The sequence below is a fragment of the Bacillus sp. FSL K6-6540 genome (genome assembly GCF_038007545.1).
Genome location: NZ_JBBOXH010000001.1, coordinates 4,750,391 through 4,771,271 on the forward strand (window position 1 = coordinate 4,750,391; position 20,881 = coordinate 4,771,271).

Here is a 20,881-nt window from a genome sequence, read left to right on the forward strand (position 1 = left end):
TAAACAAAAACTACTCTATTTCTCTTCGCGATCCACGATTTCGGTCAGCAGCTTCTCAATATGGCTGCCATAAGCAATGGAATCGTCGAATTTGAAGATCAGCTCCGGAACATGCCGGAGACGAATTCGCTTGCCCAGCTCGGAGCGGAGAAAGCCGCTTGCCTTCTCCAGCCCTTTCAAGGAAGCCGCCTTCTGCTCGTCGTCGCCGAGCACGCTCAGGTATACCTTCGCTTGGGAAAGGTCGTTAGTTACATCCACGCCGGTCACGGTAATAAAACCGATTCTCGGGTCTTTCAATTCCGTTTGGATCAGTTGGCTGAGCTCTTTTTTAATCTGCTCGCCTACGCGCCCAGTTCTGATTTTTGCCATGGTCTGATCACCTCATTCGTTAGCGCTCTACCGTCTCCATGATGAAGGCTTCGATTACGTCCCCTTCTTTGACGTCGCTATAGCCTACCAAGGTAATACCGCACTCGTAACCCTGTGCCACTTCTTTAGCGTCATCTTTAAAGCGCTTGAGGGAATCGATCTTGCCTTCATGAACGACAATGCCGTCACGGATCAAGCGAGCTTCTGCGTTACGCGTAATTTTACCGGATGTCACCATACATCCTGCAATCGTACCCACTTTGCTCACTTTAAAGGTGTTGCGGACTTCCGCATGACCGATCACGGATTCTTTATACTCCGGATCGAGCATCCCCTTCATAGCTTGCTCAATTTCCTCGATTACATTATATATTACACGGTGCAGACGGATATCAACCTTCTCCTGCTCGGCGGTTTGCTTCGCTTGAACGTCAGGACGAACGTTAAACCCGATTACGATCGCGTTGGAGGCAGCTGCCAAAATAATATCGGATTCGGTGATGGCACCGGCACCGCTATGGATAATCTTGACACGAACGCCTTCCACTTCGATTTTGTTCAAGGAGCCTTTCAGCGCCTCGACGGAACCTTGCACGTCACCTTTGATAATAACGTTAAGATCCTTGATCTCGCCGTCTTTAATGTGCTGGAAGAGATCATCCAGCGTCACCCGCGTATTCGTGTTCAATTCGGATTGACGATGGGTAATCGCACGCTTATCCGCGATATTACGCGCTTTACGCTCATCCTCAAACACCATGAACGGATCGCCGGCGCCCGGAACTTCAGTCAAACCGGTAATTTCGACCGGCGTTGATGGTCCGGCTTCTTTTAAACGACGGCCTTTATCGTTCACCATGGCGCGAATACGTCCAAAGCAGTTGCCGGCTACGAAGGCGTCGCCCACTTTCAACGTACCATGCTGAACGAGGATGCGTGCTACCGGTCCTCTGCCTTTATCAAGCTCAGCTTCAATCACGGTACCGCGCGCGCGTTTATCAGGGTTTGCTTTATATTCATTCACTTCTGCTACCAGAAGGATCATTTCAAGCAAGTCTTCCAGACCCATCCGCTGTTTCGCCGAAACGTTAACAAAGATGGTATCTCCGCCCCATTCTTCAGGCACTAACTCGTATTCCGTCAATTCTTGTTTCACTTTATCCGGGTTAGCGTCCGGCTTATCGATTTTGTTCACGGCAACGATGATCGGCAAACCTGCCGCTTTAGCATGGTTAATCGCTTCGACCGTCTGTGGCATCACGCCGTCGTCAGCCGCAACCACGATGATCGTCATATCCGTTACTTGTGCACCACGGGCACGCATGGCCGTAAACGCTTCGTGGCCCGGTGTATCCAGGAACGTAATCTTCTTGTTGTTGATCTCGACTTGGTAAGCACCGATATGCTGCGTAATCCCGCCAGCTTCGCCACTAGATACGTTCGTGGAACGGATCGCATCCAGCAGCGTCGTTTTACCGTGGTCAACGTGACCCATAATCGTAACAACCGGTGGACGCTCTTTCAGTTCTTCCGGAGCATCGTTTTCTTCAACGGTCTCAAAACGATCTTCCTCTACCGGAATTTTCACTTCGACTTCTACACCGAATTCGCCAGCGAGCAATAGAATCGTATCGATATCCAGCTCCTGGTTGATGGTGGCCATCACGCCGAGGAAAATCAGCTTCTTGATGACTTCGGAAGCGTCCTTATGAAGCAGCTTCGCCGTTTCACCGACGGTCATGTTGCCACGGACGATAATTTTCTTCGGCGTGTTGTCGATTTTCTCACGAGGCGGCTGCTGATTATGTTGATTCCGGCCGCGGTTATTCTTGCCACCGCGATTGTTGCCACGGAATCCTCCCTGACGGTTGTCATCAAAACGCTTGGAGTCTGAACGATTGTTATTGTTGTTTCTGGAACCGCGGTTCTGGCCGTTACTGTTATTGGATCCTGAGAATCCGCCTCCGGTTCCACCCGGCTTGCTCTGAGGACGCGCTCCGCCTGGGTTGTTGCCGCCCTGCGGACGCGTTCCTCCTTGATTATTGCCTTGCGGACGCGATCCGCCCTGATTATTGCCTTGCGGACGCCCGCCGCCTTGACCTCCGCCTTGTGGACGGGATCCGGTCTGCGTGCTGCCGCCCGGTCTGGAGCCTTGGCTGCGATTATTCTGCTGGCTTCCTTGTGCGGAGCCAGATTGGTTTCTTCGGGTATCCTGCCCTCCTTGGGGACGCTGGGAACCTGAAGCTTGTTGTGTGTTTGAATTCGTTCTACTATTCATACCTACCTGCTTTTCCTGTTGTTTTTTGGGCTGGCTTTGACCTTGTTGTCCTGATACTCGTTGTCCTGAATGACGCATACCGTCCTGCCCATTACGGTTGCCGTCTGCATTCACGTTAGTGGAAGTGCCTTCTGTTTTAGCATGGGATACGGATGCGGCTGCATTCGCTCCGGAACCCGAAGGTTTGCGGTTCTCGGTTCGGGGAGCGTCGCCACTGTCCCGCTTAGCTGCCGCATTCGATTTGATATCTTTGAAGAACTGCTCTACCTTGGACACCGTATCGTTTTCCATTACGCTCATGTGGTTATTGACCGGAACGTTCAAACGCTTAAGTATCGTGATAATTTCTTTACTGCTCATGTTCAACGATTTAGCATATTCGTACACTCGAAGTTTATTGTCTTTGTTTTCCTGTTTACTCAATATACTCCACCTCCGACATTGTCTCCATTTTCTTGGAGATCATTTCTGCGAATCCTTGATCCGTAACTGCCAGCACAACCCGCTCGGGTTTACCTACACTTGTGCCCAGACTTTCCCGGTCAAATCCGATTACCAGAGGGATATTGTAAGAACCGCATTTGTCGCGGAACTTCTTTGTTGTATTATCTGAGGCGTCACCCGCCAGAATAACCAATTTTGCTTCAGAAGACCGGATGGCTTTGAGCACGATCTCATCTCCGGTAACCACCTTGCCTGCCCTCATGGCCAGGCCGAGCTGAGAAAGCGCCCTATTCATCATCGGCAGCACTCTCTTTTGCAGCCAGGAATTCATCCTCAACCTTGATGAAATCCTGTGCCAACTGTTCATAGATCTCAGGCTTCACATGTTGTTTCAACGCTCGATCCAGTGCTTTATTTTTGTGTGCCAGCTTGAAGCAGGAAACCTTGCCGCATAGATACGCTCCCCGTCCCGACTTTTTGCCGGTGAGATCGATCAGGACAGCGTCATCGGGAGTCCTGACAATCCGGATGAGCTCTTTCTTCGGCATCATTTCCTGACACGCCACACATTTACGCAGCGGTATCTTTCTCTGTTTCAAGACGACAACCCCCCGTCATTTGGAATTAATCGACAGAGACGGAATCCTGGTGCATTTCACCTGATTGGGACTTCGGTCTGCCAAATTCCTGCTCCGCCTGACTTTCGCTCTTAATATCAATCTTCCAGCCGGTCAGCTTCGCCGCGAGACGAGCATTCTGGCCTTTGATCCCTATCGCCAGCGAGAGTTGGTAATCCGGAACGATTACGCGCGCCATCTTCTCATCTTCAAATACTTGGACTTCAAGCACTTTGGATGGGCTCAGCGCATTGGCCACGTATTCTTCGACCTGGTCGGAATAACGCACGATGTCGATTTTTTCGCCGCGAAGCTCATTGACAATCGTTTGTACGCGCAATCCCTTAGGCCCTACGCAAGAGCCGACAGGATCGACTTCATCGTTGCGGGAATACACCGCAATTTTGGAGCGGAATCCCGCTTCGCGCGCAACCGAGCGAATTTCCACGACGCCGTCGAAAATTTCCGGCACTTCCAGCTCGAACAGGCGCTTCAAAAGGCCCGGATGCGTACGGGAGAGCATAATCTGCGGCCCTTTGGTTGTGTTCTCAACCTTCGTAATGTACGCTTTGATCCGGTCGCCATGCTTGAACTTCTCGTTAGGCATAAGCTCGGTAAGCGGCAGCGCCGCTTCGATCTTGCCAAGGTCGATATAGATGTTGCGCAAATCCTGACGCTGCAGCGTACCCGTAACGATATCGTCTTCCTTGTCAATAAAAGCGCTGTAGATCAGGCCGCGTTCGGCTTCTCTAATGCGCTGGGTAACAACCTGCTTTGCCGTTTGAGCTGCGATCCGTCCGAAATCACGCGGCGTAACCTCGATTTCCGCTATATCTTCGATCTGAAAATGCGGATTGATCTCGCGTGCGGCATGCAACGAAATTTCAGTGCGCGGATCCAGAACCTCGTCCACGATCAGCTTCCGTGCGAACACCTTGATAACACCCGTGTTGCGATTCATGTCTACCCGTACATTTTGCGCCGTGTTGAAATTGCGCTTGTAACTTGAGATCAGTGCCGCTTCAATGGCTTCAAACAGCACATCCTTGCTGATGCCCTTCTCTCTTTCCAACTCATTCATCGCTTCAATAAAATCCATACTCATTGAAAATCGGTTCCCCCTTTCAAAACTTCCGTTTAAAAAATGATGGCCAATCTGGCACTGGCTACTTTTGCATATGGAATCACGTGCTGCTTCTTCGCGGTTTGAATGACCAGCTCCTCGTTATCAAAGGATTCCAGCTTGCCTTCAAACTCCTTCAACCCGTTAATCGGCTCGTATACCGTAACAAACACGTTCTTGCCGACTGACTTCGCAACATCCTCTTTTTTCTTCAGGGGACGTTCCGCGCCAGGAGAAGAGACTTCAAGAAAATAAGCCGTCGGAATCGGATCGTTCTCGTCCAGCTTCTGGCTCAGGTGTTCACTGATTAAACCGCAATCGTCAATGTCAATGCCGCCGTCCTTATCAACAAACACGCGCAAGAACCAGTTGCTTCCTTCCTTAACGTATTCCACATCTACCAGTTCAAAGCCGTGTTCGTCCAAATACGGCTGCACCATTTCTTCCACAGTCGTTTTAATCTTTGATGTGCTCAAAGAACATAACCTCCAAGTTGATTTCCTATATACCAAAGAGTAAAGAGTGGGTTGCCCCACTCTTTACACAACGGTTTTATCTCCATGATTACCAAAAAAATTATAACATAGTCTGGTAATAGTGACAAGTATGACTCCTTGACTGTCAAGGCGTCACGGCCATGAAAGAATGACAAGAATCAGAACAATGACAACTGGTTGCTCTCCGGCAGACCGCGGAAGCATCCCATTTGGGTCAACAGCTCCACGGCGGTTTTGCTTGCCTTCGATTTTTGCTGGAAATCCTCGATGGAGAGGAATTCTCCGAATTCACGCGCGGCGGCTATGTTGCGGGCGGCGTTATCGCCGATTCCCGCAAGCGCAGAGAACGGCGGAATGAGCGAGTCGCCATCCACCTTGAATCTCAAGGCGTCGGATTGATACAAATCGATGTTCTTGAATGAGAAGCCCCTTGCCGTCATTTCCAGCGCCATCTCCAGAATCGGCAGCATGCCTTTTTCCTTCGGACTCGCTCCGAATCCGAGCTGCTCGATCTCTTCAATCCGGCGATAGATCGCCTCATAACCCTGACAGCATAATTCGATATCAAAATCCTCGGCGCGGACCGAGAAGTAGGTTGCGTAGTATTCAATCGGATAATACAGCTTGAAGTAAGCCGTTCGCACCGCTGAAATAACATATGCGGCGGCGTGGGCTTTCGGGAACATGTACTGGATTTTGAGACAGGAATCAATGTACCACTGCGGCACTTTGCATTTCTTCATCTCGTCGATCCATTCCTGGGACAACCCCCGGCCTTTACGCACGCTTTCCGTAATCTTAAACGCGAGGCTGGCGTCCATGCCGGCCTTGTAAATCAGGAACAGCATGATGTCATCGCGGCAACCGATAACGGTTTTGATGTTGCAGGTTCCATTCTTGATGAGCTCTTGTGCGTTGCCGAGCCATACGCCGGTTCCATGTGAAAGTCCCGAGATTTGCAAAAGGTCAGCAAAACTCGACGGCTGCGACTCCACCAGCATCTGACGCACGAACTTGGTCCCCATCTCCGGCACGCCGAAGGTGGCCACCGGCGAGCGTATTTGCTCCGGCTTCACGCCCAGCGCTTCCGTTGAGTTGAACATGCTCATTACTTTCGGATCGTTCATCGGGATGGTCGTTGGGTCCACCCCGGTCAAATCCTGGAGCATTCTCATCATCGTCGGATCATCGTGTCCGAGAATATCCAGCTTGAGCAAATTCGCTTCAAAGGCATGATAATCGAAATGCGTCGTTTTCCACTCCGCGTTGACATCATCGGCAGGGTACTGCACAGGCGTTATCTCTTCAACCTCGATGTAGTCCGGCACAACGACAATACCGCCGGGATGCTGGCCCGTGCTGCGCTTGACGCCGGTACAGCCTGACGCCAGCCGGTTTAATTCCGCGCCACGCCAGCGCTTGTTGTTGTGCTCCTCGTATTTCTTGGCAAAGCCGAACGCCGTCTTCTCCGCCACGGTGCCGATGGTACCGGCACGGAATACGTTCTTCTCGCCGAACATCTCCTTGGTGAAATTATGGGCATGCGGTTGATATTCGCCGGAGAAGTTCAAATCGATATCGGGAACCTTATCCCCTTTGAAGCCCAGGAAGGTTTCGAACGGGATATCCTGTCCTTCGCCCTTCATCATGTTTCCGCATTCCGGACAAGCCTTGTCCGGCAAGTCGAATCCGCTCGGCACGCTGCCGTCCAGGAACCATTCGCTGTGCTTGCAGTCGCTGTTCAAGCAAATGTAATGCGCTGGCAGCGGGTTAACCTCGGATATGCCGAGGAACGTCGCAACGACGGAGGAGCCAACGGAACCCCGGGAACCAACCAAATAGCCGTCCCGATTCGATTTTTTCACCAGCTTCTCGGAAATCAGATAGTTCGCGGAGAAGCCGTATCTAATAATCGGCTCCAGCTCTTTCTCCAACCGGGCCACAACGACCTCGGGCAGGTTCTCCCCATAGATCGACTTGGCCGTGTCGTAGCAGGTGTTGCGGATTTCTTCGTCGGCCCCCTCCAGGATCGGCGTAAACAGCTTATCCGGGAACAGCTCCAAATCTTCAAAACGGTCGGCCAATTCGCTTGTGTTCGTTACCACGACTTCATAGCATTTGTCCTGACCCAAAAACTCGAACTCTTGCAGCATCTCTTCCGTAGTCCGAAAATGCGCGTCTGGCTTGCGCATATCCTTGAGCGGGCTGAAGCCGGTAATGCCATGGATGGTGATGTCCCGGAACAGCTTGTCCCGCGGTTCCAGATAGTGCACATTCCCTGTAGCGATGACCGGCTTGTTCAGCTTTTCCCCGATGCGCACGACTTTGGAAATCGCGGTTTTGATCTCTTCGGGACTGCCTACCAGGCCTTTGTCCACCAAATGCATATACATCGTCAACGGCTGGATTTCCAGAACGTCGTAAAAGCCTGCAATCTCTTCGGCTTCCTCCTCCGTCTTGTTCAGCACCGTTTCGAAGAATTCCCCTTTTTCGCAGCCGGACAGCACCAGCAGCCCGTCCCGCATCTCTTGGAGCTTGGATTTCGGGATGCAGGGCACCCGCTTGAAATATTCGGTATGCGACATGGAGACCAGTTTGTACAGATTCTTCTTGCCCGTCATGTTCAAAGCGTAAATCCCGCAATGGAACGGACGGGTATTGGACAGGTCCATGCCCACGTAATCATTAAGACGGTCCAGCATCTTCACGCCTTTGGTTTTGTCTACGTCGCTGAGGAGCCCGTTCAGGATTCCCGCCAGCGCAATTGTATCGTCGATCGCGCGGTGATGGCTTTCCAGCAGCACCTTGTACTTATCCGCCAATGTGTTAAGGCGGTGATTCTTAAGTCCCGGATGCACCAGTCGGGCCAGCTCCAGCGTATCCAAATACGGATTCTCCAGCGTGTCCATGCCTGCATTCTTGAGTGCTGCCTGAATGAACCCCATGTCAAACCGCGCGTTGTGAGCCACGAGCACGCCATCGCCGACGAATTCAACAAATTCCTTCAGTACCGGCTCCAGTTCAGGAGCATCCTTGACCATATCGTCATTGATGTTCGTCAATTGCTGGATATGGTACGGAATTCGCTCGTGCGGATTAACAAACGTGGCGTACCGGCCAATCTCCTTGCCTTCGTGCATCTTCACGGCTGCAAGCTCGATGATCTTGTTCGCGGTGATGGACAACCCCGTGGTTTCAATATCGAATACCACGTAAGTCGCGCTGCTCAGCTCAATCGGCTGTGCCTGTTCCACGATGTTGACGGCATCATTCACGACATTGGCCTCGATGCCGTACATCATTTTGATTCCGTGTTTCTTGGCGTTCTTGGCTGCGTCAGGATAACACTGCACGCCGCCGTGATCACTTACGGCAATCGCTTTATGTCCCCAGGCGGCCGCGGTTTTGATGTACCGGTCGATCGGCGTGACCGCATCCATCGTGCTCATAGTGGTATGGAGATGGAATTCCACCCGCTTCTCGGCAGCGTTATCCTTGCGGGAAGGGGGCGCCTTGACTTCATTGAGGTCGGACGGAATCATGACCAGCTCCGGCACCTGCATAAACCGGTCATATTCCACGCGTCCGCGTGCCTTCACCCATTTGCCATTCTCAAGAAGGCTCAGGACCTTCAAGTCATCCTTCGTTTTGCCAAACATCTTCATCTGCAAGGAATCGCTGAAATCGGTTAAGTTGAAGGTAAACAGCGTGCTGCCGTTTCGGAGCTCCTTGCGGTCCAACCCGAAAATGGTACCCTGGATCGTAATTTTCTTCTCTTCGTCCTGGATCTCCTGGATCGAAACCGGCTGATCCTTGATATCATATCCGACCTGCAGCCGAACGTCGCCTTCTTCCTCGTCCTCGGCATCCAGCTCCGCTTCCATGCTGTTCATGATCTGTTCGATAACCTCGCGCTCTTCCTCGCGCTTCCTCTGCTCGAACTCCTCGTAAGCGGCCTGGCCGTTATCGCCGACCTGCATCTTCACGCGCAGTGTCAGATCGAAGTACTGCCCGAAGAATCGGGTTATGGCGGCATCGATCTGTTTCTTGCGGGCAAGTTCAAGCGACATGCCATCCGACATGGAGAGAAGGACCTGCCCGTCTTCCACCTCGTGTTTCGCCCTTGTCATCCAGCCATTGACCGATGGAATCTCCCGGTGTGCCCACTCCAGAAACAAGCCCCAATACTCCTGCACGATATCGGCCTCCGGAACGCCGCTTCCATACCGGAACACAAATTTGATCTTTGCGATATGTCCCATCTTCTCCTGAATTCTCAGGCAAAATGTACGATAAACTTCGGCCGGGACCAAGGTCTCCTTCTGAACGGTTATCCTCCAGTCCTTGCTGTTCCTGCTGGTCTCTACTTGTTCAATCACACCGTCTAAAAAATAGGGTTCCACCAGATTGGCCGGAACTTCTCCCTGCTTGATCAGCAGTTCAAATCGCTTCCTTTTATCTTCAGTCGTGCCCATGGTTCCCTCCCCCTGCATAACATAAAGCTGTAAGAAAAACTTCTATCGACCTACATCCACAAAAGACAGACCGCGTTTAGCGGATAAAAAACAGAATAAAGCTTCCGCCGGCAGCACTCCATCGTCCTGCCCCGAGAAAGAGAGCGTCCGTCATACTGCCATCCGGAAGCTTACTCCAGATGATGAATCCCCGGTACGGACGAAAAATTGCCTTCGTCATGCAATCCGGAAAATCATAATATCGAATTCCTAGTACGCTCTCGCGAACAGCACCGTATGCTTCGCATCCTCGCCGCATACGAGACACTTGGTTTTGTTCTCAGCCGGTTCAAACGGAATGTTTCTGCTCGTCGCGCCGGTTTCCTGCTTCACGGTGTCTTCGCAAGCTTCCGAACCGCACCATCCTGCCAAGGTAAACCCGCGCTTGTCCTCCATGCTGTCCTTCATTTCGTCCAGCGTCTCCACCGAATAGAAATGATCCTCGCGGAACTGCTTCGCACGCTCGTACATTTCCTGATGCACCTGTTCCAGCATGCTCTGCACTTCCTGGATCAGGTTGGACTGCTCCACAACCTTCTTCTCGCCCGTAATGCGGGAAACGAGCACGCAGACGCCATTCTCCATATCACGAGGCCCGATCTCCAGACGAACCGGAACACCGCGCATTTCGTACTCATTGAATTTCCAGCCTGGACGCACATCCGGATTGTCGTCCACCCGTACGCGGATCCCGGCGGATTTCAGTTCACGGAACAGCTCGTCCGTACGGCCCACGACGGCGTCTCTCGTCTTCGGAGGCCCGATCGGAATCATGATTACTTGAGTCGGCGCAACTTTTGGAGGAAGCACCAAGCCCCGGTCGTCCCCATGGACCATGATCAAGGAGCCGATAAGACGCGTGCTGACTCCCCAGGAAGTCGTATGTGCGTATTCCAGCGTATTTTCACGGTTCAAATATTGAATATCGAAAGCTTGCGAGAAATTGGTACCCATGTAGTGTGATGTGCCTGCTTGTACAGCCCGACCGTCTTTCATCATCGCTTCGATGGAGAACGTGTCCACGGCACCCGCGAATTTCTCCGAAGGCGTCTTCTGCCCCTTGATCACCGGAATCGCGAGATAGTCCTCTACGAATTGCTGATAGATATCGAGCATTTGCATGGTTTCCCCTCTTGCTTCCGCTTCCGTTTCATGAGCGGTATGCCCCTCTTGCCATAAAAACTCGCTGGTGCGGAGGAACGGCAGCGTGCGTTTCTCCCAGCGCACCACGTTGGCCCACTGATTGATCAGCACAGGAAGATCACGATAGGATTGAATCCATTTGGAATACATGTGCCCGAACATCGTTTCGGAAGTCGGACGAATAGCCAGACGCTCTTCAAGCTTCTCGCCCGCCGCTTCGGTCACCCAAGGCAGCTCTGGATTGAAACCTTCCACATGCTCCTTCTCTTTCTGGAAAAAGCTCTCCGGAATGAACAACGGGAAATAAGCGTTCCGATGTCCTGTTGCCTTAAAGCGCCGATCCAGCTCCGCCTGGATATGCTCCCAAATTTCATAACCGTCCGGTTTAAAGACGATGCAGCCCCGGACTGGGGAATAATCCATCAAGTCCGCTTTTTTGATGACATCGATGTACCAGCGCGAGAAATCTTCTCCTTGCGGTGTGATCTCCGTCACGAATTGTTTATCCTTCGATTCCTTAGACATATAAATCGTGTTCCTCCCATTAATAAAACGCGTGGTCTAAGCCGTTCATTCAGGCGGCTTGACTGGACGTTATTGGCGATATGTGTGAACGGGCCGCGGCTATAAAACCCGCCCTGTATTATAGAACTCCATGCTGGATATCGTTATGCGTGAAACTCTGCTAACAATAGAAAAAGGTACGGCTTTCGTCGCGGCTGGCGCACCGAGCCGTACCTTAAGGTCTATCCGTTGATCAAACGCAAAATATCGTTATAGGTGACGGCAATCATTAACAGGAACAGCATCGCAAACCCGATAAAGTGAACCATGCCTTCCCTGTTCGGGTCAACCGGCTTGCCCCGTAATGCCTCGATCCCCAAGAATACGAGCCGGCTTCCATCCAGCGCCGGAATCGGCAGCAGGTTGAATATGCCCAGGTACAAGCTTAGAATGGCCGCCCAATAGGTCAACTGTTCGATACCCTGTTTGGCGATTTGACCCGTGACCTCAAAGGTCCGCACAGGACCGCCTAAATCATCCATGGAAAACTTCTGAATCAACTGTCTGAAGCCCTGGAAAATAATATTGGTGGTGTCAACCATCGCCGTCCCGGAGCCGGTAATCGTCTCACCAAGCCCTGCGGATCGGGTAGGGAGCTCAGGAACGATCCCGACCTTGCCGCCTTCCTGGCCCTCCATGGTCCGAGGCGTCAACGTCAAATCGAAAGATTCCTCTCCCCGGCGTACGGTCCATTCCATCGGCTTGTCCTTGGAGGCCGCAATCAATTCGATCATCTTCTGATAATCGGCCCCAATCGCCGTTCCGTTGATGCTCTCGATGATGTCGCCCTCTTTCAGATCCGCTTCATCTGCAGGCATGCCTTTGGTAATCTCGCCAATCTGCACATAGGTCGGGTTCTCGACCGGTATACCGGCCATCTGAATGTGAAGGGCAAACAGCACGAAGGCCAAAATAAAGTTCATGACAGGGCCGGCAAATATCGCAAGCGCTCTTTGGCCGACGGTCTTGCTGCCGAACTGGCGGTCTCTCGGTGCGATCTGCGTCTCGACACCTTTAGCTACCGTTAATGCTTGCGGATGGATCTCGTACTGCTGAAATTCACCATCCACATCAAGCCTCACCGACAAACGGTCCACCATGTCGATAAACTGGACTTCGCCGCGAATGACATTTTTACGGTTGTCGAGTTGATCCAGATAAATCTTTTTCACTTGATTCTCTGCGTTCACTCGAACCGCAATCGTCTGACCGGGCTGAATCTCGACAAGTTCCGGATCTTCTCCGGCCATGCGGGCATATCCGCCGAACGGGAGAAGACGAAGCGTGAACTGCGTTTCATGGCGTTTATATGAGAACAGCTTAGGACCAAATCCAATCGCGAACTCGCGTACCAAGATTCCGGCACGCCGGGCAAAATAATAGTGACCCCATTCGTGCACGGTAACGATCACAAAAAACATGAGCACCGTTAAAAAAACGACCCGAACCATTTCCAATTCTTTACATCCCCCTTTTCCTCTGAGAACGCAGTATGTCCCTATAGATTATCATTATTCTCCTGTCGTCCACAAGAGAATCACAAGCTATCCGCTTTTTTTCAAGGGAGATTTCAAAAACACTTCAAAACTTATAGTCGGGAAGCTATTTCACGTGCAATCCGATCATTCTCTTCAATCGTCTCTAGCGCCGGTTCCGGCACGTTATGGTGACTATGCAGCACTTCCTCGATTATCTCTTCGATTCGCAGAAAAGAGATTTCGCCGCGGAGAAAGCGGGCGACCGCGATTTCATTGGCCGCATTGAATACCGTTGGCGCTGTACCACCCATTTTACCACATTCATAAGCGAGCCTTAAACAAGGAAAACGCTCAAGGTCCATTTCCCGGAAGTGCAGCTTTCCTGCTTCTGCCAAGGAGAGCCTTGGTGCAGGCGAAGACCACCGTTCGGGATAAGTCAGCGCATATTGAATCGGGACCCGCATGTCCGGGTTGCCGAGCTGCGCGATAATGCTGGAATCGCGGAACTCCACAAAAGAATGGATGATGCTTTCCGGGTGGAGAAGCACGGAAATATTGTCGTACGGTATGCCGTACAACCAATGCGCTTCAATGACCTCAAGCCCTTTATTGACCATGGTCGCGGAATCGATCGTGATTTTGGCGCCCATGGACCAGTTTGGATGCTTAAGCGCATCCTCCACCGTAACGTTGACCAGCTGATCGCGGGTGTAATCCCGGAACGACCCGCCGGAAGCGGTCAGCGTAATCCGTTCGATATCTTCATGCCGTTCTCCGTTCAAGCATTGGAATATGGCGGAATGCTCGCTGTCGATCGGCAAAAGCCTTACCCCTTTTGCAGCGGCTTGAGCGGTAACCAGGTGACCTGCGGTAACCAATGTTTCCTTGTTGGCAAGCCCGATCGTCTTCCCCTCGTTAATGGCCGCAAGCGTAGAAGAAAGGCCCAAACTTCCAACGACCGCAGTAACGACCAGCTCGGCGTCTGTCGCTGCCGCAATCTCGATCAGGCCTTCATCGCCATGAAACACTTCGGTTCCGGCAGGAAGATCATGCCTTAAACTGTCAGCAAGCTCTTTCGTCGCAACGGACACTTTTCGCGGAGAAAACTCCTGAACCTGCTGAAGCAGCAATTCCTTATTGCTCCCCGCAGCCAAGCCTTCAATCTGAAATTGTTCCCGGTGCATCCTCACCACATCCAAGGTTTGGGTGCCAATGGAGCCCGTGGAGCCGAGTACGCTGATCTTCTTCATGCTCATCTTTCCTTTCATCAGTAAGGCAGGAGACTCAATATATGTACAAACGGAAATACGACGATCCAACTGTCGCATCGATCCAGTATTCCTCCATGTCCCGGCAGCAGCTTGCCCGAATCCTTGATGTCATACACCCGTTTATAGGCGGATTGCACCAAGTCGCCGAGCTGGCCGATAACGGCGCAGGAAAGCCCAATCAGAACCGCATGTCCTGCCGTCAGGATTCCATCTGAGAAGAATGAAAAGAGCAGCGACGTGAACACGGCGATGATCACACCGCCGAGCGCACCCTCCACCGTTTTGTTCGGGCTTATGGAAGGCCATAATTTATGACGCCCCATGGCGCGACCGACAAAATACGCTCCCGCATCACTTGCCCAGATCGAGGCCAGCAGCAAAAAAGTCCAAAATACGCCATGCCCGTCCGGAGCATGCCGGGATTCGGCTATGAAGGAAAATCCGATGCCGATATAGACCGATGCCAAAAACAATAAAGAGATCCGCTTGATATCTATCGTATTTTTCGTGGTCACCGTCGCCAGCAAAAATAAGAGCAGCAGGAGCCAAAGCTCATGTTCCCATGGGATCGGAAGTTTCAGATCAAGCGGACCCCATGGAAACACAAGCAGCAGCACTCCCGCATACCCGATCCATGCCGTTCCCCCGAACGGTGCCGTATGGGTCATGCGCACAAACTCATAGTAACCGACAAGCGCCATCGCCAGAATAAGAAGATGGTACCACAGACCGCCTATGAAACATAATCCTAAAAAGACCGCTCCCGCTATAATTCCGGTAATCAATCGCTGTTTCAAAACGTTCCATCCTCCATCGGCTACGACAGTCCACCGTAGCGCCTTGTTCTTTGTTGATAATCGGCTACGGCCTCCACCAAATGGTCTTTGGTGAACTCCGGCCAATAGGCATCCGTAAACCATAACTCGCTGTACGCGAGCTGCCACAACATAAAATTGCTCAGCCGCAGCTCGCCGCTTGTGCGGATCAGTAAATCCGGATCCGGCAATTCGCCTGTGAGGAGCCGCTGGCCAATCAGTTCCTCTGTAATGTCCTCAGGACGGAGAATTCCGTCTCGCACTTCCCGTCCGAGCGCCTTGACACTTTCGGTGATCTCTTTCCGGCTGCCGTAATTGAGCGCAAAGTTAAGCACAAGCCCGTCATTGCCGGCAGTTTTCGCAACAGCTTCTTCCATCGCAGACACGGTATGGGACGGAAGGTCTTCCGGATGCCCCATCATGCGGACCTGGACATTTTTCTCGATCAGCTCTTCCAGCTCAATAGCCAGAAACTCCTGCGGAAGCTTCATAAGAAAATCGACCTCATCCTTCGGACGCGTCCAGTTTTCCGTAGAGAAAGCATACATCGTCAATATTTTGATTCCCAACTCATCGGCGGCTATGGCAGCTCGTTTGACAGCCTTCATGCCATTCTGATGGCCAACGATCCGCGGCATGCCGCGCCGTTTCGCCCAACGCCCATTGCCATCCATGATGATGGCAACATGATGCGGGATGTTGTCCGGAGAGAGCTGATGCGTCTGCTGACTGTCCTCCTGATTCAACCACGATCGAACCCGTTTGATCATTCCATTTCCTCCAGGCATCTTTCTGCAAAAAAAGAGACAAACCCCACCATTGACAGGAGGGGCCACAAGTCTCTTATACTTCCATAATCTCTTTTTCTTTAGCAACGAGGACTTTGTCGACTTCTGCGATAAATTTATCCGTCGCTTTTTGGATATCTTCCTGATGTCTCCGGGACTCGTCCTCGGAAATATCCGTTTTCTCCAATTTTTTGATGTCGTCGTTGGCATCACGGCGAATGTTGCGGATGGCCACTTTCGCTTCCTCGCCGAATTTCTTCGTCATTTTCACCAGTTCGGTTCTGCGTTCTTCCGTCAATGCAGGTACGACGAGACGAATTTGATTACCATCGTTCGCCGGTGTCAATCCGATATCCGATTTCATGATCGCTTTCTCGATATCCGCCAAGGACGACTTGTCCCAAGGCTGAATCATGAGCGTTCTGGAATCCGGCGTGCTGATGTTAGCCAGCTGATTCAGCGGAGTTTGCGCTCCGTAGTATTCCACCGTGATCCGGTCGAGGAGCGCCGGCGCTGCCCGCCCTGCGCGCAGAGTTGCCAAGTCACGTTTCAAAGACAGGATCGCTTTTTCCATGCGTTCTTCTGCATTCTTTTTCACCGATTGCGGCATTAGTCTACACTCCCTTTAACGATCGTTCCGATTTTCTCGCCCAGAACGACGCGCTTGATATTACCTTGCTCCGTAATAGCGAAGACGATGAGCGGGATGTTGTTGTCCATACATAACGATGAAGCTGTAGAGTCCATTACCCCAAGGTTTTTGTTCAATACGTCTAGATACGTCAGCTGCTCGTACTTCTCGGCAGTTTCATCCTTAAATGGATCAGCGGAGTACACTCCGTCCACCTTGTTCTTCGCCATAAGAATCACTTCTGCTTCGATTTCCGCGGCGCGAAGCGCTGCAGTCGTATCGGTGGAGAAGTATGGGTTCCCTGTTCCTGCCGCAAAAATAACGACACGGCCCTTTTCCAAATGCCGAATGGCTCTGCGGCGAATATACGGCTCGGCAATTTGCTGCATGGAGATCGAGGTTTGCACCCGGGTCGGCACATCGATCTGCTCCAAAGCATCCTGAAGGGCCAAAGAGTTCATCACCGTTGCGAGCATTCCCATATAGTCCGCTGTCGCACGGTCAATTCCGTTCGCGCTGCCGGCAATGCCGCGCCAAATGTTGCCGCCGCCGCATACGATCGCGACCTCCACACCAAGCTCGACAACCTCGCGAACCTGCTCAGCGATCGATGAGATCGTCTCAGCATCAATACCATATCCATTCTGCCCTGAAAGGGATTCCCCACTGACTTTCAATATCACTCGTTTATATACAGGCTGTTCCAAATGATAACCCTCCACTTTAAGACGGCGCCTTAAGTATACGACGCCCGTTTGAAAAACGACAGACAGACACACCGGCACTGCTTGACGGTTTATAAAAATCGGGTAAAAACATCCGTCTCAAGTAGAAACTTCTGGTCGTCTAATCAAGACCTAAGTCCATTCTTTCTTGTGAGATAAGGGTAGCCTTTACTCCGAATTTATAACAATCTTATCTCTCTTATGCCTTTATATCTCTTAAAAAAGAAGGAACACAGGTGTGTTCCACTCTTTTCTATAACTTATATTAGCCTATCCGGCTTATTTATTCACCTGGGCCATAACTTCTTCTACGAAGTTGTCTTGTTTTTTCTCCAAGCCTTCGCCCAATTCGAAACGGGCAAAACGACGAATGGAGATGTTCTCGCCGATTGTGCTGATTTTTTCGTTAAGCAGCGTGCTGATCGTTTTGTCCGGATCCTTGATGAAAGGCTGCTCAAGCAAGCAATACTCTTCATAGTATTTGTTGATGCGGCCTTCAACCATTTTCTCAACGATTTTTTCAGGCTTGCCTTCGTTCAGGGCTTGGTTTTTCAAAATTTCTTTTTCTTTCTCAAGCTCGTCGCTAGGTACTTCTTCACGACGAACGTATTTAGGGTTTGCAGCAGCAATATGCATTGCGATATCGCGAGCAAACTCTTTAAATTGATCCGTTTTGCCTACGAAGTCTGTTTCACAGTTGATTTCCACGAGAACGCCGATGCGTCCGCCACCGTGAATGTAAGACTCGACAACGCCTTCCGTTGCAACGCGTCCAGCTTTGTTAGCCGCTGCGGACAAGCCTTTCTCGCGAAGCACCGCGATCGCTTTTTCGATATCACCGTTTGTTTCGTCGAGCGCTTTTTTGCAATCAAGCATGCCCGCGCCTGTTCTTTCGCGAAGTTCTTTTACCGCACTAGCTGTTACTGCCATTAGAATTCCCTCCATATTGGTATGATCAAGTTTGGCGGTCGGATCTGAAGCAGCCGTCCTTCGACGTGCCCTCCAAGAAATCCGGACCGCTTAAGTATTTGTTTCCCTTGCCCTGCCAGAAGCCTGATGTTCGTAGCGCAATCCGGCCTGACATCTTAAAAAAAGGGCAGTGAGAGGTTATACACCTACCAACCACCCTTTTCATTTAATTCATGGTTTATACGTTTAATCCCGATTAAGCTGTTGTTTCTTCGCCTTGGTGAGCTTCAACAACGGCATCGGCCATTTTACCAGTCAACAATTTGACAGCGCGGATCGCGTCATCGTTACCTGGAATTACATAGTCGATTTCATCCGGATCGCAGTTCGTATCAACGATACCAACGATTGGGATACCCAATTTGCGAGCTTCCGCAACAGCGATGCGCTCTTTGCGAGGATCGATAACGAACAATGCGCTTGGAAGGCCCTTCATGTTCTTGATACCGCCCAGGAATTTCTCAAGACGATCTTTCTCTTTGCGGAGAAGGATGACTTCTTTCTTAGGCAATACTTGGAACGTGCCGTCTTCTTCCCAAGTTTCAAGCTGCTTCAAGCGGTTGATACGCTTTTGGATCGTTTCGAAGTTAGTCAGAGTTCCGCCGAGCCAACGTTGGTTGATGTAGAACATGCCGCAACGCTCTGCTTCTTCCTTCACGGAATCTTGAGCTTGTTTTTTCGTGCCGACGAACAGGATTGTACCGTTCTCACCAGCTACGCTTTTTACGAAGTTGAATGCTTCTTCAACTTTCTTGACCGTTTTTTGCAGGTCGATAATGTAGATACCGTTTCTTTCAGTGAAGATAAATTTATCCATTTTCGGGTTCCAGCGACGAGTCTGGTGACCGAAGTGAACGCCAGCTTCCAAAAGCTGTTTCATGGAAATTACTGCCATCTTCACGCACCTCCTAAGTTTGGTTTTTGTGTGTCCCTCCGCCAAGATCATTTTCCATTAAGACTCCCTTTCCAGGAAGCACCCTCAACGGAATCACTCTGGCGTGTGTTTTAACACCGTCAATTACTATAACATAACCATGGGCAGGTTGCAATGTCTTTTGTGTGCATGACCAGCTCAGGCCAATCAGGGGCTTGAAGAGTTACAATAAAGAAAAAAACCACTCTCAACCGGAGTGCTAGTTGGAGGGTTTTGTCGTGATCTTCGTGATAATCGAATTGTAGCTCTCGCCGATCGTAAACGAGTAAGTACCACTCAGGATTCTGGTGTTGATTTTATTCTCGGTAGCTTTTTTGATGAATGCCTGTTTGTTGTCAATGACGCCGGCATTCAGAAGGCTGTTTGCTACATCGCTGAGATTGTTTCCGGATGGAATCTTTACTTGAATAGAAGCTTCGGCTTTAGCCGGTGTTTTCGGCTTGGCCGGATTCGTTACCTGGGAGGAAGCTTCCTGTTTCTTCTGCGCGTCCGTTTCTGGTTTCTCCGGGCTCTCCGGTTTCTCCGGCGCCTCAGGCTTCGTCGCTTCAGGCTTATCGACCGGTTCGGCACCTTCGGACTCGCCTTCTCCCTCGCCCAGCTTCTTCTCTTCCCACTGCTCCGCCGTCATCAGCTCGTCCGTACCTTCGACGACCTGCATATCCAAAGCCTCCGCTGCAGCCACCAGCTGCTCCTTCGTTAACTCCTTTGTCTCCGAAGCGGTTGCACCTTGGCCGATCCACATCAGCTGCAGCAGCACAGCGGCGATCACAAGGCCGCTCCCGAGGCCCATCATAAACATTCGGTTCTTGATCACACGGATTCCTCCTGTTTGGCCAACTGGATAATGAGTTGAACTTCGCCTCGCTGAAGTCCCGTGGACTTGGCTATCATATCGATAGATTTGCCTTGTTCATATAAATCAAACAGTTCCGCGTATCTGGATTTGATGGAATGGACCGGAGGTGCATGATCCGCCTCCGATGACGCTGCAGCCGCTTCTGCAGACAAAGAAGCCGCCGCAGCTGCCTGCGCCAGCTTCTCTTCAGCCGTTCGAAGACGCGTTTGCGATTCGGTCATTTTCTGCTCCATGGCCAGCATGCGCTGCCGCAAATCGCTGACCTGCTCCTGATGCGCTTCCTGTTTGGCATCAAGTTCTTTCTTCATTTGACTAACCAGCTCGACCAGCTGCTCGTTCTCGTTCTGGATTTCCGCCATGTATCCTTCAAGCGTGTTCTCGACTTCCTTTACAACCCGCTCGCTGGACACGGTCTCTTCCCGGCGTTTCGGCAGCATGAAAGCATACAGCACGGCCGCAATGCCTAGCAGCACGATATATATCCACGGTTTCAAATCCATTAACTCCTTTGTGCCTATAAATTATCTAGAGCGAAACATCGAAATTTTTGCCTTTATAGGGGTGCTCCGCCGGCTGTTCCAAAGTCTCGCCCGCTTCTGCAGACCCCCGCCCTTGCTGCTGGCCTGAGGACTGGCGGCTCCCGTCATCCCGCACGGCTGTTTCGGCCGTCTCGCTCACTTCCGTGCTTCGCTGGGCTTCGGCCCGGCTGTTCTTGGTTTGTTCACCTGCTAACAGCATCTGCTCGTTCTGCGGCCGCTGCTGGAATTCGTTATGAACCTTGCCCGCTTCATTGGTTCTCGGGACCGCAATTTGCATCTCAACCGATTTTAAACTCAATGGAATCACCTCATGGTATAGGGATCAT

The 20,881-nt window shown here is 51.4% G+C and carries 19 protein-coding genes; all 19 read right to left on the minus strand.

Translation table 11 applies throughout. From position 1 onward, the window contains the following. Positions 1–15 precede the first annotated feature (15 nt). The 19 genes from rbfA to MHH82_RS21045 all read right to left on the minus strand — a co-directional run bounded on the left by rbfA (position 16) and on the right by MHH82_RS21045 (position 20,853). Entirely contained in the window at positions 16–369 is a 354-nt protein-coding gene (gene rbfA / locus MHH82_RS20955; protein ID WP_009594729.1) for a 30S ribosome-binding factor RbfA, read from the minus strand. Between the two features lie 19 nt (positions 370–388). Next, complete coding sequence (gene infB, locus MHH82_RS20960) at positions 389–3,070, minus strand: translation initiation factor IF-2 (protein WP_145037619.1); 2,682 nt, start codon at positions 3,068–3,070, stop codon at positions 389–391. Next, the gene (locus MHH82_RS20965; RefSeq protein ID WP_175320809.1) at positions 3,063–3,386 is read right to left on the minus strand and encodes a YlxQ family RNA-binding protein; all 324 of its coding nucleotides are present in this window, start codon (positions 3,384–3,386) and stop codon (positions 3,063–3,065) included. The genes infB and MHH82_RS20965 overlap by 8 nt, the downstream gene beginning before the upstream one ends. After that, positions 3,379–3,690, minus strand: coding sequence for an RNase P modulator RnpM (rnpM, locus tag MHH82_RS20970; RefSeq protein ID WP_009594698.1), 312 nt, complete (start codon positions 3,688–3,690; stop codon positions 3,379–3,381). Before rnpM ends, MHH82_RS20965 begins: the two co-directional genes overlap by 8 nt. A gap of 25 nt (positions 3,691–3,715) precedes the next feature. After that, on the minus strand, positions 3,716–4,813 hold the full coding sequence (nusA, locus tag MHH82_RS20975; protein ID WP_009594773.1) for a transcription termination factor NusA: 1,098 nt from the start codon (positions 4,811–4,813) through the stop codon (positions 3,716–3,718). 32 nt (positions 4,814–4,845) lie between these two features. Further along, a complete protein-coding gene (gene rimP / locus MHH82_RS20980) occupies positions 4,846–5,307 on the minus strand; it encodes a ribosome maturation factor RimP (protein WP_009594781.1) in 462 nt (153 codons plus the stop codon). Between the two features lie 179 nt (positions 5,308–5,486). Further along, positions 5,487–9,803: a PolC-type DNA polymerase III gene (locus tag MHH82_RS20985; protein ID WP_340967787.1), complete on the minus strand. Its 4,317-nt coding sequence runs from the start codon at positions 9,801–9,803 to the stop codon at positions 5,487–5,489. 249 nt (positions 9,804–10,052) lie between these two features. Further along, positions 10,053–11,510 (minus strand): proline--tRNA ligase, encoded by a 1,458-nt coding sequence (gene proS / locus MHH82_RS20990; RefSeq protein WP_340967789.1) that lies wholly within the window; start codon positions 11,508–11,510, stop codon positions 10,053–10,055. 221 nt (positions 11,511–11,731) lie between these two features. Then, on the minus strand, positions 11,732–13,000 hold the full coding sequence (gene rseP, locus MHH82_RS20995) for an RIP metalloprotease RseP (RefSeq protein WP_397359625.1): 1,269 nt from the start codon (positions 12,998–13,000) through the stop codon (positions 11,732–11,734). A 137-nt stretch (positions 13,001–13,137) separates the two neighbouring features. Continuing rightward, positions 13,138–14,277, minus strand: coding sequence for a 1-deoxy-D-xylulose-5-phosphate reductoisomerase (locus tag MHH82_RS21000; RefSeq protein WP_340967791.1), 1,140 nt, complete (start codon positions 14,275–14,277; stop codon positions 13,138–13,140). Positions 14,278–14,294: 17 nt separating this feature from the next. Beyond that, positions 14,295–15,095, minus strand: a complete 801-nt coding sequence (locus MHH82_RS21005) for a phosphatidate cytidylyltransferase (RefSeq protein WP_340967792.1) — start codon at positions 15,093–15,095, stop codon at positions 14,295–14,297. A 20-nt stretch (positions 15,096–15,115) separates the two neighbouring features. Then, entirely contained in the window at positions 15,116–15,883 is a 768-nt protein-coding gene (locus MHH82_RS21010) for an isoprenyl transferase (protein ID WP_009594721.1), read from the minus strand. Positions 15,884–15,956: 73 nt separating this feature from the next. Next, entirely contained in the window at positions 15,957–16,511 is a 555-nt protein-coding gene (gene frr / locus MHH82_RS21015) for a ribosome recycling factor (RefSeq protein ID WP_009594750.1), read from the minus strand. Next, positions 16,511–17,239, minus strand: coding sequence for a UMP kinase (pyrH, locus tag MHH82_RS21020; RefSeq protein WP_006211297.1), 729 nt, complete (start codon positions 17,237–17,239; stop codon positions 16,511–16,513). The genes frr and pyrH overlap by 1 nt, the downstream gene beginning before the upstream one ends. 297 nt (positions 17,240–17,536) lie before the next feature. Further along, the gene (tsf, locus tag MHH82_RS21025) at positions 17,537–18,187 is read right to left on the minus strand and encodes a translation elongation factor Ts (RefSeq protein WP_009594741.1); all 651 of its coding nucleotides are present in this window, start codon (positions 18,185–18,187) and stop codon (positions 17,537–17,539) included. A gap of 235 nt (positions 18,188–18,422) precedes the next feature. Then, a complete protein-coding gene (gene rpsB / locus MHH82_RS21030) occupies positions 18,423–19,121 on the minus strand; it encodes a 30S ribosomal protein S2 (RefSeq protein WP_009594753.1) in 699 nt (232 codons plus the stop codon). Positions 19,122–19,359: 238 nt separating this feature from the next. Further along, positions 19,360–19,974 (minus strand): endolytic transglycosylase MltG, encoded by a 615-nt coding sequence (locus MHH82_RS21035; RefSeq protein ID WP_145037611.1) that lies wholly within the window; start codon positions 19,972–19,974, stop codon positions 19,360–19,362. Beyond that, positions 19,971–20,516 (minus strand): DUF6115 domain-containing protein, encoded by a 546-nt coding sequence (locus tag MHH82_RS21040; protein ID WP_340967800.1) that lies wholly within the window; start codon positions 20,514–20,516, stop codon positions 19,971–19,973. The genes MHH82_RS21035 and MHH82_RS21040 overlap by 4 nt, the downstream gene beginning before the upstream one ends. Positions 20,517–20,541: 25 nt before the next feature. After that, a complete protein-coding gene (locus tag MHH82_RS21045) occupies positions 20,542–20,853 on the minus strand; it encodes a hypothetical protein (protein ID WP_015736311.1) in 312 nt (103 codons plus the stop codon). Positions 20,854–20,881 lie beyond the last annotated feature (28 nt).

Bases quoted from the DNA above. Each gene is read 5' to 3' on its own strand.
- MHH82_RS21010 (WP_009594721.1), bottom strand. From the start codon at position 15,883: ATGATCAAACGGGTTCGATCGTGGTTGAATCAGGAGGACAGTCAGCAG.
- rbfA (WP_009594729.1), bottom strand. From the start codon at position 369: ATGGCAAAAATCAGAACTGGGCGCGTAGGCGAGCAGATTAAAAAAGAG.
- rpsB (WP_009594753.1), bottom strand. From the start codon at position 19,121: ATGGCAGTAATTTCCATGAAACAGCTTTTGGAAGCTGGCGTTCACTTC.
- MHH82_RS20965 (WP_175320809.1), bottom strand. From the start codon at position 3,386: ATGAATAGGGCGCTTTCTCAGCTCGGCCTGGCCATGAGGGCAGGCAAG.
- MHH82_RS21000 (WP_340967791.1), bottom strand. From the start codon at position 14,277: ATGAAGAAGATCAGCGTACTCGGCTCCACGGGCTCCATTGGCACCCAA.
- proS (WP_340967789.1), bottom strand. From the start codon at position 11,510: ATGTCTAAGGAATCGAAGGATAAACAATTCGTGACGGAGATCACACCG.
- tsf (WP_009594741.1), bottom strand. From the start codon at position 18,187: ATGGCAGTAACAGCTAGTGCGGTAAAAGAACTTCGCGAAAGAACAGGC.
- frr (WP_009594750.1), bottom strand. From the start codon at position 16,511: ATGCCGCAATCGGTGAAAAAGAATGCAGAAGAACGCATGGAAAAAGCG.
- MHH82_RS20985 (WP_340967787.1), bottom strand. From the start codon at position 9,803: ATGGGCACGACTGAAGATAAAAGGAAGCGATTTGAACTGCTGATCAAG.
- nusA (WP_009594773.1), bottom strand. From the start codon at position 4,813: ATGAGTATGGATTTTATTGAAGCGATGAATGAGTTGGAAAGAGAGAAG.
- rseP (WP_397359625.1), bottom strand. From the start codon at position 13,000: ATGGTTCGGGTCGTTTTTTTAACGGTGCTCATGTTTTTTGTGATCGTT.
- MHH82_RS21040 (WP_340967800.1), bottom strand. From the start codon at position 20,516: ATGGATTTGAAACCGTGGATATATATCGTGCTGCTAGGCATTGCGGCC.